Here is a 14625-nt window from a genome sequence, read left to right on the forward strand (position 1 = left end):
GCGGTTCCCCCCGCCCCTATGGGAGCGGGGTCAGCCCCTGTCGGCCAGGCCCCGGCGGATTGCCAGCTCCACCGCCGAGTGGTCCCCGTCCGGCCGTTCCAGCTCGTAGGGAACGGCCGGCATCAGCGGCGGCTGTGCCATAAAGCGGGGGCGGGTGCCGTGGTGTGGCTGGGCCGCGTGTACCAGGAACGGGTGGCAGAGATAGACGTCGCCGGGGCGGCCGGTTGCGTAGGCGAGGGGGCGGTCGGCGGAGGCCGCCGCGACCTTCGGGCCGAGCTCCATGAAGGAGGCGCCCTCGTCGCCGTACGGCTCCAGCACCAAGGGTACGTCGAGGTGCGAGCCGACCCTGATGCGGGTCGGGGCGTCGGCCTCGGTGACCTCACTGAACAGGAACAGCATCAGCAGGGCGCGCTCCCGTGAGCGGAGGTTGGTGTGCCACAGGGTGGCGCCTTCCGGGAGATAGCTGCCCTCGATGTGCCAGCCGGCGTCGTCGGGTTCCTCCTCGTGCGGAAACCGGAGGGGGAAGCTGCCGAGGGAGTAGCGCGGCATCCAGCGCCGCTCGCCGACCAGCAGGTCGAACGCCTCATGCAGGACAGGGGAGTTGACCGCTGCGGCGAACGGTCCCTGGGCCATGCCGCCCACCCAGACGACCGGGTCCTTCCAGGTCCCGGGATCCTCGGGGTCGTACCCCGTCTCCTTCCACAGCAGCCGCGCGCAGTCCTCGGCGACCCGTGGCGGAAACGCCCCCCCGATCTTCACGAACCCGTCCGTGAGGAACCTCTCCACCAGTGCGTCGTCCATCGGGCCATCGTGGGTGACTCGGTCGGCCGTACGCATCTGATTTTTGCCGCCGCCTTTTGCCATGACGGCAACAGCGCTGGCCCTCACGCGGTGCGTCGGCGCACTCTGGGCGGCACCCGGAGAGAGGCTGACCACCATGGCGCACGGACACCACCAGCACGGCGATCACGACCACGGCACGCACGGCACCGGCATGCACAGTCACGGCCACCACGACCACACGGACATCGACTGGGCCGAGATGGCCCCGATGCTGGAGTCGCAGGCGGAGCTGTTCACGTCGCTCTACGAGCGGGCCATGGCCTGGCTGACCGACAAGCAGACCGAACCCGGGCTGATCGTCGACGCGGGCAGCGGGCCCGGTGTCGTCGCCTGTCTGCTCGCCGAGGCCTTCCCGGGGGCCCGGGTCGTCGCGGTCGACGGCTCGGCGCCGCTCCTGGAGCGGGCCCGTGCCCGGGCCGACCGGCTGGGGCTGGGCGATCGCTTCGGTACGCTCACCGGTGAACTGCCCGGCGTACTGGACGAGTTGGACTACCCCGCCGATCTGCTGTGGGCCAGCCGCAGCCTGCACCACATCGGCGACCAGCGGGCCGCCCTGGCCGCCTTCGCCGCGCGGCTCGCGCCCGGTGGCACCCTCGCGCTCATGGAGGGCGGACTGCCCGCGCGGTTCCTGCCGCGCGACATCGGGATCGGCCGCCCCGGTCTGCAGGCCCGCCTCGACGTGCTGGAGGAGGAGTGGTTCGCCGAGATGCGGTCGAGCCTGCCCGGCGCGGTCGCCGAGACCGAGGACTGGCCGGCCCTGATGGCCGCCGCGGGCCTCAGGCCCACCGGCACCCGGACCTTCCTGCTGGACCTGCCCGCCCCGGCCAAGGACCGCGCCCGCGCCTATGTCGCCGCCTCCCTCTCCCGCCTCCGCGACGGCCTCGGCGACCACCTCGACGCCACCGACCGCGCCACCCTCGACCAGCTCCTCGACCCCGACGACAAGGCGAGCGTCCACCACCGCCCGGACGTCTTCGTCCTGGCGGCACACACGGTGCACACGGCGGCCCATGCCATGTGAGGCAGCCCAACTGGCCTTGCGCCACCAGCCAGTTGGGCTTCGTGCGGGGTCCAGTGACCTCAGTTGTTCTGCAGGAACTTCTTCGCCAGCTGATCCCCCAGCGAGACCGCCGCGCTGTGGCTCTCGATGGGGGACACCTGCGAGTTCTTGAAGAGGATGTAGGTCACGCCGGAGTCGGCGCCGCCGGTCTCGGGGTTGCTGTCTATGCCGAGGGCCTGGGCGGTGGCGTACGAGGCCTCACCGATGATCTTCGTGGGGCCGGTGTCGCCGACGACGGCGTACTCGACCTTGTTGTTGTAGATCACGGCGACCACGCCGCCGCCCTTGATGCCGGAGCTGGAGTAGTTCCAGATGCTGCTGGAGCTGGGCACGACCACATACGGCAGTGAATCGGCCTTGAGGGGCTTGCCGTTGGACTGGTGGAACGCCGTGTCGTCCTGGTACCAGGGGTCGGTGTTCTCGTTGCACTTCGAGGTGCGCTGTCCGTCGCAGTCGATGTCCATGTCGGCCTTCCAGAAGACCGCGCCGTTCTTGCCGCAGACGGGGATCGTGGCCGAGGTCTCGTCGTCCGTCTTGTACTTGCCGTTGGAGATCTGCTGACACGACGTCACCTTGGCGAGCAGGTCGGCCGCGCTGACCGAGCCCTCCTGGGCGGACGCCGGTCCTGCAGTCCCGGAGGCGTTCGCGGGGAGCACTCCGGCGGCGAGCAGGGCGGCCCCGGAGGCCGCGGCGAGGGTCAGTGTTCGTATGCGCACTGTGGGGGACCCTTCTGTTAGGAAAGTTTCCTTACTTGGGTGCCGTACAAGGTGGCCCTGTTTGCGTGTCCTCGTCAACCCCTTGGTCTGGACTTCCGTGCGGCGACGCCGTATCCGGTCCTTATTGAAACGGTTTGCCCCAAAGAGAAGACTGGAGAGGGAATATCCAGATATGCGCCCGACTTCTGGGAGGCGAGGCGTCATGTTCGTTCGCACGGTGTATGCGACAGGGGATCCCGCGAAGGTCGACACGGCCATCAGGGCCTTGAACTCGCAGGGGCGGGATCTGCTGGAGGAGCGTCCGGGGTATCGCGGGGCCGGCATCTTCGTGGACCGGGAGCTCGGCAAGCTGTTCGCGGCGAGTTGGTGGGAGTCCGAGGAGGCCCGGCGCAACAGCGACGAGGTCATGCGTGAGCGGCGCGGCGCGCTGCTGGAGCCGTTCGCGGCAACGACCGCGGTCGAGAACTACGAGGCGGTGGTCGTCCACCAGGTGCGGCAGCCGGAGGCGGGCGGTGGACTGCGGATCACCAGGTCGGAGTTCGACCCCATGGACGCGGATCTGCTCATCGAGACCTTCCGCGCGTCGGTGGTCCCCAGGCTCGACAGCCTGTCCGGGCTGGCCAGGGCGTCTCTGCTCATCGACCGGGAGCGCGGACGCGGCCTGGTCGGCGCCCTGTTCACGGACCGCGGCTCCCTGGTCGCGTCCCGCGGGCCCCAGGCGGCGGCCCGGCACGAGGGTGCGGCCAAGGCGCATGTGACCGTGGTCGGACTGGAGGAGTTCGAGGTCGTCTACGCGGATGTGCGCGGCAACTGAGCGTTCCCGTCCGGGAGTCGGCCGGAGACCGGCTCCGGGCACGGGTCGGCCCCCGCCGCAGGGCGGGGGCCGACCCGTGTACCGCGGCAGCCGTCAGGCCATGTTGAACGTCGACGGGTCCGGGCCGAGGCGCCGGTCCTCGTTGAGCGCGCTGATCGCCGCGAGGTCCTCGGTGTCCAGGCTGAAGTCGAAGACCTCGATGTTCTCCTTGATCCGGGACGGGGTCACGGACTTGGGGATCACGATGTTGCCGAGCTGCAGGTGCCAGCGCAGCACGACCTGGGCCGGGGTGCGGCCGTGCTTCCGTGCGATGGCGACGATCGCCGGGACCTCCAGCAGGCCCTTGCCCTGGCCGAGCGGCGACCAGGCCTCGGTGGCGATGCCCTGCTCCGCGTGGTATTCGCGGGCGGCGTGCTGCTGCAGGTGCGGGTGCAGCTCGATCTGGTCGACCGCCGGGATGACCGACGTCTCGGCGATCAGCCGCTGAAGGTGGTCGGGCTCGAAGTTGGAGACGCCGATCGCCCGGATGCGGCCGTCGGCATGCAGCTTCTCGAACGCCTTGTACGTGTCGACGTACTTGTCCCGCGCCGGGGTCGGCCAGTGGATCAGGTACAGGTCCACGTACTCCACGCCGAGCTTGTCCAGCGAGGCGTCGAAGGCGCGCAGCGTGGCGTCGTACCCCTGGTCGCTGTTCCAGAGCTTGGTGGTGAGGAAGATGTCCTCGCGGGGGACGCCGGAGGCGGCGATCGCCTTGCCGGTGCCCTCTTCGTTGCCGTAGATCGCCGCTGTGTCGATGCTGCGGTACCCGGCCTCCAGCGCGGCGGCGACCGCCTGCTCCGCCTCGTCGTCCGGCACCTGCCAGACGCCGAAGCCCAGCTGGGGCATCTCGACGCCGTTGTTGAGGATGATCGGGGGGACCTTGCTGCTCACGAGCTCTTGATCCTTACGGTTGTCGTCAGGGTGGTACTCCCATCGTCAACGATCACGGGCGGTCATGCATTCCTGACGGGAGAATCCACCCGAACTGACCGATGAGTCAGTTGACGGATCCGGGGATTGTCCGGAAATGCATCCGACGTCTTCGGTCCGGACCATTGACGCGGGCTCTTCCTCCCGTAACTCTGGATCGCGCCACCGAACGAGTTCATGAACTCGGTGCATGCATGTGAACACCTCGCACCTGTCTGGGCCTCCCCAGCCCCCCACCCCTCAGGAAAGCAGGTACGGCCACATGAACGAGACGCTTCGATACGTCCTCCGTACGGAACAGACGCTCCCGGAAGAACGGGAGACATCGGATGAAAACGTCTGGCAAAGCCCTGGTTATGCGGTGGTGGAAACCGCTCTCGAAGTGACCGCCTACGCCCTCGGCGACCGCTGACCGGCCGTACGGCGACCGCACCGTGACCGCGACGACCGTCCGTGCCGACGGCGCCACCGCCTGGGGAACCGCCGAGTTCACCGAGCGGCTGCGCGCCGTCGCCGCGGAGCGCTACCACGACCGCCACCCCTTCAACCTGCGGATGCACCGCGGTGAACTGACCCCGGCGGAGCTGCGCCGCTGGATCGCCAACCGCTTCCACTACCAGCGCCACATCCCCGTCAAGGACGCCCTGATCCTCGCCGGGCTGGACCGGCCCGAGCTGCGCAGGGCCTGGCTGCGCCGCATCCAGGACCACGACGGCACGGCCGAGGGGGAGGGCGGGATCGAACGCTGGCTGCGCCTCGGCGAGGCGGCCGGCCTGCACCGCGACGAACTGTGGGACGGCTCCCGGGTACTGCCCGGCGTCCGCCTCGCGGTCGACGGATACGTCAACTTCTGCCGTCTGCATCCGGTCCTGGACGCGATCGCCGCCTCGCTCACGGAACTCGCCGCACCCGACCTCATGCGCACCCGCACAGCCGCCTTCGAGCGCCACTACCCCTGGATCGACCCCGAAGGCCTCGCCTACTTCCGGACCCGCATCGACCAGGGCGGCCGCGACGGAGCCGAGGCCCTCGCCCTGGTCCTCGATCTCGCCCGCACCCGCGAGCAGCAGCAACGCGCCCTGGCCGCCCTGGAGTTCAAGTGCGAGGTGCTGTGGTCGCTGCTGGACGCGGTGGACGGAGTCGGCCCATGACCTGGCGTCCGGCGCTCTCCCGCGGTGTCGTCCTGCACCACGACCGCGTGCGGGACACCGATCTGCTGCTGCTCCCCGAGCGGGTGGTCGTACTGCGCGGCAGCGCGGCCCCCGTCCTGCGCCTTTGCGACGGCACGCGCGCGGTGGACGAGATCGTGGTCGGACTCGGCGAGCGGTACCCCACCGCACAGGTCGCCGCCGAAGTCCCCGGCTTCCTCGCCGCGTTGCGAAAGGAGGGCTGGCTCTCATGACCGTGGACGCCCCCTGGGCGCTGCTCGCCGAACTCACCCACGGCTGTCCGCTGCGCTGCGGGTACTGCTCCAACCCCGTCGAACTGATCGGTCGGTCAAGGGAGCTGGACGCCGGGCAGTGGTCCGACGTGTTCCGCCAGGCCGCCGACCTCGGCGTCGTGCAGACACATCTGTCCGGCGGCGAGCCCCTGCTCCGACGCGATCTGCCCCGTATCGTCGCGGCCGCCGACACCGCGGGCCTCTACACCCAGCTGGTCACCAGCGGGGTGGGCCTGAACGAGCGACGCACGGCGCAGCTGGCCGAGGCCGGGCTGCGCAGCGTCCAGCTCTCGGTGCAGCACGCCGATCCGGGGGCCTCGGAGCGCATCGCGGGCGCCCGCTCTTTCGCGGCGAAGGAGCGTGCCGCCCGGCTGATCCGCGCCTCCGGTCTCCCCTTCGGCCTCAACATCGTGCTCCACCGCGCCAATCTCGACGCCCTCGACGACCTGATCGCCCTGGGCCTCGCGTGGGGCGCCGACCGCATCGAACTCGCCCACACGCAGTTCCACGGCTGGGCCCTGCGCAACCGCGCGGCCCTGCTGCCCACCCGGGAACAGGTCGAGCGAGCCCGCGCCTCGGTCTCCCGCTGGCGCCAACTCCTGGGACCAGCAGTGGAGTTGGTGTGGGTCGCCCCGGACTGGGTGGACGCCACCGCGAAACCCTGCATGGGCGGCTGGGGCGCGGTCTCGCTCACCGTCGCCCCGGACGGCACGGTCCTGCCCTGCCCGGCCGCGGCCGCCCTGCCGGACCTCGACCCGCCGAACGTGCGCGAGCACCGACTGGCGTGGATCTGGCGGGAGTCGAAGGCCTTCAACGCCTACCGCGGCCAGTCCTGGATGCCCGAGCCCTGCCGCGGCTGCGCCCTGCGCTCCACCGACCACGGCGGCTGCCGCTGCCAGGCCCACGCCCTCACCGGCGACGCCGGCCGCACCGACCCCGCCTGCCGGCACGCCCCCGACCACCACCTCGTACGCGATCTCGTCGAGGGGCCGCGCGGCGACCTCGCGTACGCCTACCGAAAGGGAGGAACTTGACATCCTCCTCGGCCTCAAGGCGGGGGATTCCAGCGGTCGCCCGCTGGGTTTCCTGCTTCACCGACGCGTCATACTTCACATTCTGTCAGCTCCCATGTGAGTAAAGCATGGTGGCCGGTGGCCGGTGGACGCCGGTCCGCCGTCGCGGCGAACCGGCTCTTCCTGCCCTGCTCCGCAGGAGCTTCGTTTCTCCCCCGCAAGCGGGAGGTGCCCCCACCCCGGCCTGAAGGCCGGGGTCTCCACGAAGGAAGGCCCCGATGAGCCCCAGACGTCTGCGGACGGCACTGACGACCCTCGCCCTCGTCACCGCCGGCCTCGTCACCCTGCCGGCGGCGACACCGGCTCCGCCCGCCGCCCCCGCGTCCGCACACCTCCGGGCCGCCGCCCCCGACTGGTCCGCGGCCGTCGTCGACACCACCATGGCCCGCTACACCCCGAGCACCATCGGCGGCTGGTCCTACCCGGTCGGCCTCTACCTCTACGGCCAGTACCTCACGTACCGGCGCACCCACGACGCCCGTTCTCTGGCCTACATCAAGGACTACGTCGACCGTTTCGTGAAGAGCGACGGCTCCATCAGCCAGTCCTTCAACAGCCTGGACAGCATGCAGGCCGGGCGGCTGCTGGTGATCCTGCACCATGAGACCGGCCAGGACCGCTACCGCAAGGCGGCCAAGAAGATCGTCGACCGCCTGAGCACCTACCCGCGCACCACCGACGGCGGCTTCTGGCACGCGGACTCCGCCGCCCGCGCCCACCAGCTCTGGTCGGACGGCGTCTACATGGTGAACCCGTTCCTCGTCGAGTACGGCAAGGAGTTCGGCGACAGCACGTACACCGACGACGAGGCGGCCAGGCAGCTGTATGTGTACGGCAGCCATCTGCAGGTGGCGAACGGTCTGCTCAGGCACGCCTACGACGAGTCGAAGAGCGCGAGCTGGGCCGACCCGCAGACCGGGCTCGCCCCCGAGCACTGGTGCCGCGCGGTCGGCTGGTACTCCATGGCGGTCGTCAATGTGCTGGACGCGCTCCCCGCGAACCATCCGCGCCGGGCTCAACTCCTCGGCATCTTCCGGAAGCTGGCCGCCGGTCTGGAGAAGTACCAGGACCCGGCGACCGGACGCTGGTTCCAGGTGATCGACAAGGGCGGCCGGAGCGGCAACTGGACCGAGACGTCCTGCTCCAGCATGTTCACCTACGCCCTGTCGCGCGGGGCACAGCAGCGCTACCTCGACCCGCACTACGCGGACGTCGCCCGCCGGGGCTACCAAGGGGTGCTCGCCAAGCTCTCGACCGGCCCGGACGGCCGTACCGACCTCGCCGACATCTCCGTCGGCACGAACGTCGGCGACTACGCGTACTACATCGCCCGCACCCGGGCCACCAACGACTTCCACGGCCTGGGCGCCTTTCTGATCATGAACGAGCAACTGCGAGGTGATTAATGTCATGAACACATCCAGAATGGGGGCATCGAGAAGGCTGCTGCTGGGCGCCGCTCTCGGTGGCGCGGCCACGGCAACGGTCGGTCTGCCGGCCACCACCGCCCACGCCGCCACCTGGCAGCAGAAGTGGGCGCCGTCCGCGAGCCGTGACGGCCTCGGTGCCTTCGAGACGGTCGAGGACGACCGCGCCGACTCGCACCCCGCCGGCCATCCGCACATCTTCGCCACCTGCAACAACTGGCGCTTCACCATGCACACCGTCGACCGCGACACCTCGACGGACCGCCAGCGCCAGGAGGTCACCGGCCTGCGCAACGGCAGCGGCGGCACCTACCTCAAGTGGACCGAGGGCCAGACCTGGCGGGTCACGTACTCGATGTACATCCCCAGCTCGCTGAAGGCCACGACGACCTTCACGCACATCATGCAGATGAAGCAGCCTGGCAACGGCACCTCGCCGATCGTGGTCCAGTCCCTGCGCCGGGTGAACGGCAGGCAGACCATCGAGTTGAAGCTCGCCATCGACGACATCCTGGTCGGCCGCACCGATCTGGACCCGCTGCACGACAAATGGACCGACGTCGACTTCCAGATCAAGGTCGGCAACGGTTCGGCGGGCTCGGTCCGCTGGATCCTCAAGTCCGGCGGCTCCACCGTCGTCGACGCGTCGAAGACCGGCGTCGACACCTTCCTGGCCGACCGGGTGCGCCCGAAGTGGGGCATCTACCGCTCCCTCGGCGACACCTCCGGGTCCCTGCAGGACACCTATCTGCTGCTCACCAACCTCCGCGGCTACCAACTCGTCTGAGAGGCCGTCATATGAGACCCCCCATCGCCCGGCGGACGGGGCCGGCGGCGATCGTGTTCTTCGTCATCGCCGTCGTCCTCGGACTCGCCCACCCCGCCGCGCTCGCGGCCCCGCACCGCACCCCGCACACCGCCGTCGTCTACGACGTCCGTGACTACGGAGCCAAGGCGGACGGCTCCGCCAACGACACCCCGGCCATCAACAAGGCCATCACGGCGGCGAGTTCGGCCGCCGGCGGCGGAATCGTCCGCTTCCCCGCCGGCGCCTACAAGTCCAAGAACACCATCCACATGAAGAGCCATGTGACGCTCCAGCTCGACAAGGGGGCCACGATCCAGGGCTCCGGCGCGGACACCTACGACAAGGCCGAGGCCAACCCGTACGACGCCTACCAGGACTACGGGCACAGCCACTTCCACGACGCGATGATCTACGGCGACCGGCTGACCGACATCGGCTTCGTCGGACAGGGCGTCATCGACGGCATGGGCAACCTGATCACCGGCAACCCGAAGTCCGGCGAGGCCGACAAGATCATCTCGCTGACGCGCTGCGACGGACTCCGTATCGGCGACGGACTCACCCTGCGCCGCGGCGGCCACTTCGCCGCGCTCATCAACGGCTGCAACAACGTCACCTCGGACCGTCTGACCATCGACACCGCGAGCGACCGCGACGGCTGGAACGTCATCTCGACGACCGACGCCACGATCACCAACGCGACCATCCACGCCAACGACGACGCCCTGGTCTTCAAGAGCGACTACGCCCTCGGCGCCAAGCTGCCCAACGGCCATGTACGGGTGAGCGATTCGACGCTCGGCGCCAAGTGCTGCAACGCCCTCATGTTCGGCTCCGAGACCTGCGGAGACTTCTCGGACTACCAGTTCGAGAACATCCGCATCGACGGCGCGGACAAGTCCGGCCTCGGGATGGTGTCGATGGACGGCGCGAAGATCTCCGACGTCCACTACCGCGACATCACGATGACGAACGTCCACTCACCGATCATGGAGAAGATCGGCACCCGGAAACGATGCGGGAACAGCCCGGGCATCGGATCGATCAGCGACATCACCTACGACAACGTCACGGCCACCGGCAACAGCCCGTCCTTCAGCCCGACCCTGTGGGGCGAGACCGGCCACCGCATCAACGGCGTGACCTTCCACAACGTCCGCATCACCGTGCCCGGCGGCCACGCCCCCATGTCCACCTCGGTGCCGGGCAACGACCCGGGCGACTACAACCCGAAGGCCATCGGCACACGCCCGGCGTACGGCTGGTACCTGCACAACGCCGACAACGTCCAATTCACCGACAGCTCGGTCAAGTTCGCGGCGGACGACGGCCGCCCCGCGGTCATCGCCAACGCGGCGAGCGACATCCGCTTCACCGGCTTCACCGCCGGGCGCGGCTCCGCCTCCCCGTACGACCTGGGCTTCCAGGACGTCGACGGGTACTGCCTGAGCGGCGTGACCCTGCGGGTGTCCAGCAGCGGGTCCACCGAGAACTGCGCGCGCACCGTACGGCCTCTCGACCTGGAGAACCCCCGCCAGGACTTCCTGCGCAACTCCGTCGGTGGTCTCTTCCTGCACTGGGGCCTGCGCACCGCACCCGCCCACACCAGCTGCACCGCCTGGGAGAACGACGTCACGAGCGGCGGCTGGACACCGGAGTACTGGGTGAAGGAGGCGCAGAAACTGCACACCCAGTACCTCGTCGTCGCCACCTTCCACAGCCGCCTCGGTTACGCCCGCCCCTGGCCGTCGAAGATCCCCGGATCCTGCTCCACCAGGCGGGACTTCCTCGGTGAGCTGATCACCGCCGCCAAGGCCAAGGGCCTGAAGGTCATCCTCTACATGACCGACGACCCGAAGTGGCACGACGAGGGCGGCCACGAGTGGCTCGACTCGGCCGCCTACTCCGCCTACAAGGGCAAGAACGTCGACCTGACCACCCGCGACGGCTTCGGGCAGTTCAGCTACGACAACTTCTTCGAGGTCATGGACCGCTACCCCGAGCTCGGCGGCTTCTGGATCGACAACGACAACTCCTACTGGGAGAGCCACAACCTCTACCAGCAGATCTACGACAAGCGTCCGAACTACACGCTCAGCAACAACAACGAAGACACGCCGATCATGGACATGATCAGCAATGAGCAGAAGACGGGCATGACCCCGGCCTACGACTACCCGCAGGCCGTCTACACCGCCCAACCCCGCCTGACCGAGGCCGACTTCAAGCTGCCCTCGACCGGTGCGTGGTGGTACGACGGCTCCAACCCCTCCGTCGACCGTGCGCTCACCCTCGGCCGCCTCATCACCAACGCCGGCTCCTCGGTGAAGGCGCTGATGGCCGAGACGGCCCAGGTCAACGGCAAGTTCCCGTCGAACCAGGCATCCTTCAACACCTTCGCCGACTCCTACCTCGACCCCATCTGGGAGTCCCTGCACGGCACCGAGGGCGGCGGCTACATGTACGGCGGGCTCAAGCCCGGCGCCTGGAACGACGGCGCATACGGGGTGACGACCATCGCCAAGGACGACCAGAACCGGCAGTACATCCACGTCCTGACCCCGCCCAGCACCAGCACCCTGCGTGTGCGGGACAACGGCTACCGCATCGCCTCCGTCACCAACCTCCGTACCGGAAAGGCGGTTTCGTGGTCGCAGTCCGGCGGCGTGCTCACCCTGAGCGGGCTCGGCGACTGGGACCCGTACGACACGGTCTTCAAGGTCACGACGGCCGGCCGCCAGGGCCTCCTCACCGGCGTCAAGGTCGGCGCGAGCACCTCAGCGAGCGGGCACGCCGCGACGGCGGCCGGCGACGGCGACTACCTCACCTACTGGGACAACAACAAGACGCTCCCCGTGAACCTCACCTTCGACCTCGGCTCGGCCAAGAAGGTGCAGTACATCGGGATCAACCAGCGCGAGGACTCCGTGGCCTACGCCCGCTCTGACACCGAGCAGTCCGCGCGGATCAAGGACTACAAGGTGTTCCTGAGCAACGACGGCTCGACCTGGGGCAGCGCGGTCAAGTCCGGCCAACTGCCGAGCCGCCGCGGCATCCAGGGCATCGACCTGACCGCCGCGAGCGCCCGCTACGTCCGGCTCGAGGTCGACACCACCTGGGCCGCCTCCAGCGACACCACCCGCTACCAGCGACTGCGGGTCGACGAGGCGTGGATCGGCACGTCGTACGCCACACCCGCGAACGGGGGACAGCCATGATCCGTCTCAGATCGCTCAAGGCCGCGGCGGCGGGCCTGCTGCTCGCCGCGGCGGTGCCGCTCGTGGGCACCGCCCACCCGGCGGCCGCCTCCGACAACGGCCAGTCCGTCCGTCCCGCCATGGGCTGGTCCAGCTGGAGCTTCGTGCGCCGCACGCCGACCGAGGCGAAGATCAAGGCCCAGGCCGACGCGCTGGTCTCCAGTGGTCTGAAGGACCACGGCTTCGTCTACGTCAACCTCGACGACTTCTGGCAGAAGTGCGACAGCAACGGCTTCACCGTGGACGGCTACGGTCGCTGGGCCGTCGACACCGCCAAGTTCCCGGACGGCATCAAGGGAGTGGCCGACTACGTCCACTCCAAGGGCCTGAAGTTCGGCTTCTACGTCACACCCGGCATCGCGAAGAACGCCGTCACCAAGAACACGCCGATCGAGGGGACCTCGTACCACGCCAAGGACATCGCGGACACGTCCAGGACCGAGAAGAACTACAACTGCAAGAACATGTACTACATCGACTACTCCAAGCCGGGCGCGCAGGAGTTCGTCAACTCCTGGGCCAGGCAGTTCGCGTCCTGGGGTGTCGACTACCTGAAGATCGACGGGGTGGGCAGCGCCGACATCCCCGACGTCCAGGCCTGGGACAAGGCGCTGCGGGCCAGCGGACGGCCCATCAGCTTCGCCCTGTCCAACAACCTGCCGATCGCGGATGCGTCCACCTGGCGGAAACTGGCCAACAGCTGGCGCACCCAGGGTGACGTCGAGTGCTACTGCGGTCCGGGCAGCAACGGCAGCGGCTATCCGCTGACCGACTGGTCCCACGTCTCCAAGCGCTTCGACTCGGCCGCCTCCTGGCAGCCGTACGCCGGCCCCGGCGGCTGGAACGACCTGGACTCGCTGGAGATCGGCAACGGCGACCAGGTGGGCCTGACGGCCGACCAGCGCCGCTCGCACGTCACGCTGTGGTCGATGGCGGCGGCCCCGCTGCTGCTCGGCACCGACCTCACCCAACTCGACTCCGTCGACAAGGCGATGCTGACCAACGACCGGCTGATCGGCGTCGACCAGGACGGGGTCGCGGCCAAGCGGATCGTGAGCAGCGGTGTCAGACAGGTCTGGAGCAAGAAGGAGAGCGACGGGCAGTACGTCGTGGCCCTGTTCAACACCGGGAGCTCGGGCAACGCGACGGTGAGCGTGAACTGGTCGCAGGTCGGCTTCAGCGGCTCGGGTGACGTGACCGACCTCTGGTCCGGATCCCACAAGGGCGTGATCGCGGACTCCTACAGCGCGACCCTGCGTCCGGGCGAGACCCGGCTCATCCGGGTCAAGCCCGTCAACTCCCTCAAGGCGGCGGCGGCTTCACCCGGGTTCGCCGTGGCCCCCTACGAGTACCTCGGCTGGGGCAGCCCCCAGAACCCGACCTCGGTGATGTCCGCGACCGGCGTCAAGTGGTTCACGCTCGCCTTCATCCTCTCCGACGGCACCTGCAACCCGAAGTGGGACGGCTCCCGCCCGCTGACCGGGGGCAGCGACCAGTCCACGATCAACGCGATCAGAGGCGCGGGCGGTGACGTCGTCGTCTCCGTCGGCGGCTGGAGCGGGAACAAGCTCGGCGAGAAGTGTTCCAGCGCCTCCGCGCTCGCCGGCGCCTACCAGAAGGTGATCAACGCCTGCAAGCTGAAGGCGCTCGACATCGACATCGAGAACACCGAGTGGTCCAACGCGACCGTGCGCCAGCGGGTGGTCGACGCGCTGAAGACGGTGAAGGCGAACAACCCGGGCCTGAAGACCGTCGTCACCTTCGGCACCACCGCCAGCGGCCCCGACTCCACCGGCGTCGACATGATCAAGCGGGCCGCCAACTCCGGTCTGGCGAACGACGTCTGGTGCATCATGCCGTTCGACTTCGGCGGCGGCACCACCAACATGGGCAGTCTCACCACCAAGGCCATGGAAGGACTCAAGGCCCAGGTGAAGTCGGCGTACGGCTACAGCGACGCCACCGCCTACACCCACATCGGGCTGTCGTCGATGAACGGCAAGACCGACGACTCCGGTGAGCGGGTGCGGGTGGCCGACTTCAAGACCATGCTCGCCTACGCCCAGCAGCACCACATCGGACGGCTCACCTACTGGGCGGTCAACCGCGACCGGGCCTGCGGCTCGGGCACCGACGGCGACGCCTGCAGCGGCGTGGCACAGCAGCCGTACGACTACCTCAAGGTCTTCACCCAGTACACGGGCTGAGGGGAACATC

13 protein-coding genes are annotated in these 14625 nt (G+C 69.0%); 10 read left to right on the top strand and 3 right to left on the bottom strand.

The window, feature by feature from the left end; translation table 11 throughout:
- Positions 1–30 precede the first annotated feature (30 nt).
- Positions 31–801: a phytanoyl-CoA dioxygenase family protein gene (locus ACIBW9_RS15925; protein ID WP_398955290.1), complete on the bottom strand. Its 771-nt coding sequence runs from the start codon at positions 799–801 to the stop codon at positions 31–33.
- 136 nt (positions 802–937) lie between these two features.
- Between ACIBW9_RS15925 and ACIBW9_RS15930 the strand changes: the two genes are divergently transcribed.
- On the top strand, positions 938–1864 hold the full coding sequence (locus ACIBW9_RS15930; RefSeq protein WP_398956446.1) for a class I SAM-dependent methyltransferase: 927 nt from the start codon (positions 938–940) through the stop codon (positions 1862–1864).
- A 59-nt stretch (positions 1865–1923) separates the two neighbouring features.
- Here ACIBW9_RS15930 and ACIBW9_RS15935 read toward each other — a convergent pair whose 3' ends face one another.
- Positions 1924–2619: a glycoside hydrolase family 75 protein gene (locus tag ACIBW9_RS15935; RefSeq protein ID WP_398955292.1), complete on the bottom strand. Its 696-nt coding sequence runs from the start codon at positions 2617–2619 to the stop codon at positions 1924–1926.
- A 202-nt stretch (positions 2620–2821) separates the two neighbouring features.
- Here ACIBW9_RS15935 and ACIBW9_RS15940 point away from each other — a divergent pair, with 202 nt between their 5' ends.
- Positions 2822–3433 (top strand): hypothetical protein, encoded by a 612-nt coding sequence (locus ACIBW9_RS15940; protein ID WP_398955294.1) that lies wholly within the window; start codon positions 2822–2824, stop codon positions 3431–3433.
- Between the two features lie 93 nt (positions 3434–3526).
- Here the strand turns inward: ACIBW9_RS15940 and ACIBW9_RS15945 are convergent, their stop codons facing one another.
- Positions 3527–4363 carry an aldo/keto reductase gene (locus ACIBW9_RS15945; protein ID WP_398955296.1) on the bottom strand — a complete coding sequence of 279 codons (837 nt, stop codon included), beginning with the start codon at positions 4361–4363 and terminating at the stop codon, positions 3527–3529.
- A 301-nt stretch (positions 4364–4664) separates the two neighbouring features.
- Between ACIBW9_RS15945 and ACIBW9_RS15950 the strand changes: the two genes are divergently transcribed.
- From ACIBW9_RS15950 to ACIBW9_RS15985, 8 genes are all read left to right on the top strand, one after another.
- The gene (locus tag ACIBW9_RS15950) at positions 4665–4814 is read left to right on the top strand and encodes a pyrroloquinoline quinone precursor peptide PqqA (protein WP_398955298.1); all 150 of its coding nucleotides are present in this window, start codon (positions 4665–4667) and stop codon (positions 4812–4814) included.
- Positions 4815–4836: 22 nt separating this feature from the next.
- Positions 4837–5553 (top strand): pyrroloquinoline-quinone synthase PqqC, encoded by a 717-nt coding sequence (pqqC, locus tag ACIBW9_RS15955; RefSeq protein ID WP_398955300.1) that lies wholly within the window; start codon positions 4837–4839, stop codon positions 5551–5553.
- Positions 5550–5804: a pyrroloquinoline quinone biosynthesis peptide chaperone PqqD gene (pqqD, locus tag ACIBW9_RS15960; protein WP_398955302.1), complete on the top strand. Its 255-nt coding sequence runs from the start codon at positions 5550–5552 to the stop codon at positions 5802–5804. The genes pqqC and pqqD overlap by 4 nt, the downstream gene beginning before the upstream one ends.
- A complete protein-coding gene (gene pqqE, locus ACIBW9_RS15965) occupies positions 5801–6877 on the top strand; it encodes a pyrroloquinoline quinone biosynthesis protein PqqE (protein WP_398955304.1) in 1077 nt (358 codons plus the stop codon). The genes pqqD and pqqE overlap by 4 nt, the downstream gene beginning before the upstream one ends.
- Positions 6878–7134: 257 nt before the next feature.
- Positions 7135–8322, top strand: coding sequence for a glycoside hydrolase family 105 protein (locus ACIBW9_RS15970; RefSeq protein WP_398955306.1), 1188 nt, complete (start codon positions 7135–7137; stop codon positions 8320–8322).
- Positions 8323–8341: 19 nt separating this feature from the next.
- Complete coding sequence (locus ACIBW9_RS15975) at positions 8342–9130, top strand: Tat pathway signal sequence domain protein (protein WP_398956448.1); 789 nt, start codon at positions 8342–8344, stop codon at positions 9128–9130.
- An 11-nt stretch (positions 9131–9141) separates the two neighbouring features.
- Positions 9142–12369, top strand: a complete 3228-nt coding sequence (locus ACIBW9_RS15980) for a glycosyl hydrolase family 28 protein (protein ID WP_398955308.1) — start codon at positions 9142–9144, stop codon at positions 12367–12369.
- The gene (locus tag ACIBW9_RS15985) at positions 12366–14615 is read left to right on the top strand and encodes an alpha-galactosidase (RefSeq protein ID WP_398955310.1); all 2250 of its coding nucleotides are present in this window, start codon (positions 12366–12368) and stop codon (positions 14613–14615) included. Before ACIBW9_RS15980 ends, ACIBW9_RS15985 begins: the two co-directional genes overlap by 4 nt.
- Positions 14616–14625: the final 10 nt, after the last annotated feature.

The sequence above is a fragment of the Streptomyces sp. NPDC049541 genome, from assembly GCF_044465725.1.
Lineage (GTDB): Bacteria > Actinomycetota > Actinomycetes > Streptomycetales > Streptomycetaceae > Streptomyces.

What these genes read in the sequence shown, in the direction of transcription:
- ACIBW9_RS15925 (WP_398955290.1), bottom strand. Translation starts at nt 801, where the DNA reads ATGGACGACGCACTGGTGGAGAGGTTCCTCACGGACGGGTTCGTGAAG.
- ACIBW9_RS15930 (WP_398956446.1), top strand. Translation starts at nt 938, where the DNA reads ATGGCGCACGGACACCACCAGCACGGCGATCACGACCACGGCACGCAC.
- ACIBW9_RS15985 (WP_398955310.1), top strand. Translation starts at nt 12,366, where the DNA reads ATGATCCGTCTCAGATCGCTCAAGGCCGCGGCGGCGGGCCTGCTGCTC.
- pqqD (WP_398955302.1), top strand. Translation starts at nt 5,550, where the DNA reads ATGACCTGGCGTCCGGCGCTCTCCCGCGGTGTCGTCCTGCACCACGAC.
- pqqE (WP_398955304.1), top strand. Translation starts at nt 5,801, where the DNA reads ATGACCGTGGACGCCCCCTGGGCGCTGCTCGCCGAACTCACCCACGGC.
- ACIBW9_RS15975 (WP_398956448.1), top strand. Translation starts at nt 8,342, where the DNA reads ATGGGGGCATCGAGAAGGCTGCTGCTGGGCGCCGCTCTCGGTGGCGCG.
- ACIBW9_RS15980 (WP_398955308.1), top strand. Translation starts at nt 9,142, where the DNA reads ATGAGACCCCCCATCGCCCGGCGGACGGGGCCGGCGGCGATCGTGTTC.
- ACIBW9_RS15950 (WP_398955298.1), top strand. Translation starts at nt 4,665, where the DNA reads ATGAACGAGACGCTTCGATACGTCCTCCGTACGGAACAGACGCTCCCG.
- ACIBW9_RS15970 (WP_398955306.1), top strand. Translation starts at nt 7,135, where the DNA reads ATGAGCCCCAGACGTCTGCGGACGGCACTGACGACCCTCGCCCTCGTC.
- ACIBW9_RS15940 (WP_398955294.1), top strand. Translation starts at nt 2,822, where the DNA reads ATGTTCGTTCGCACGGTGTATGCGACAGGGGATCCCGCGAAGGTCGAC.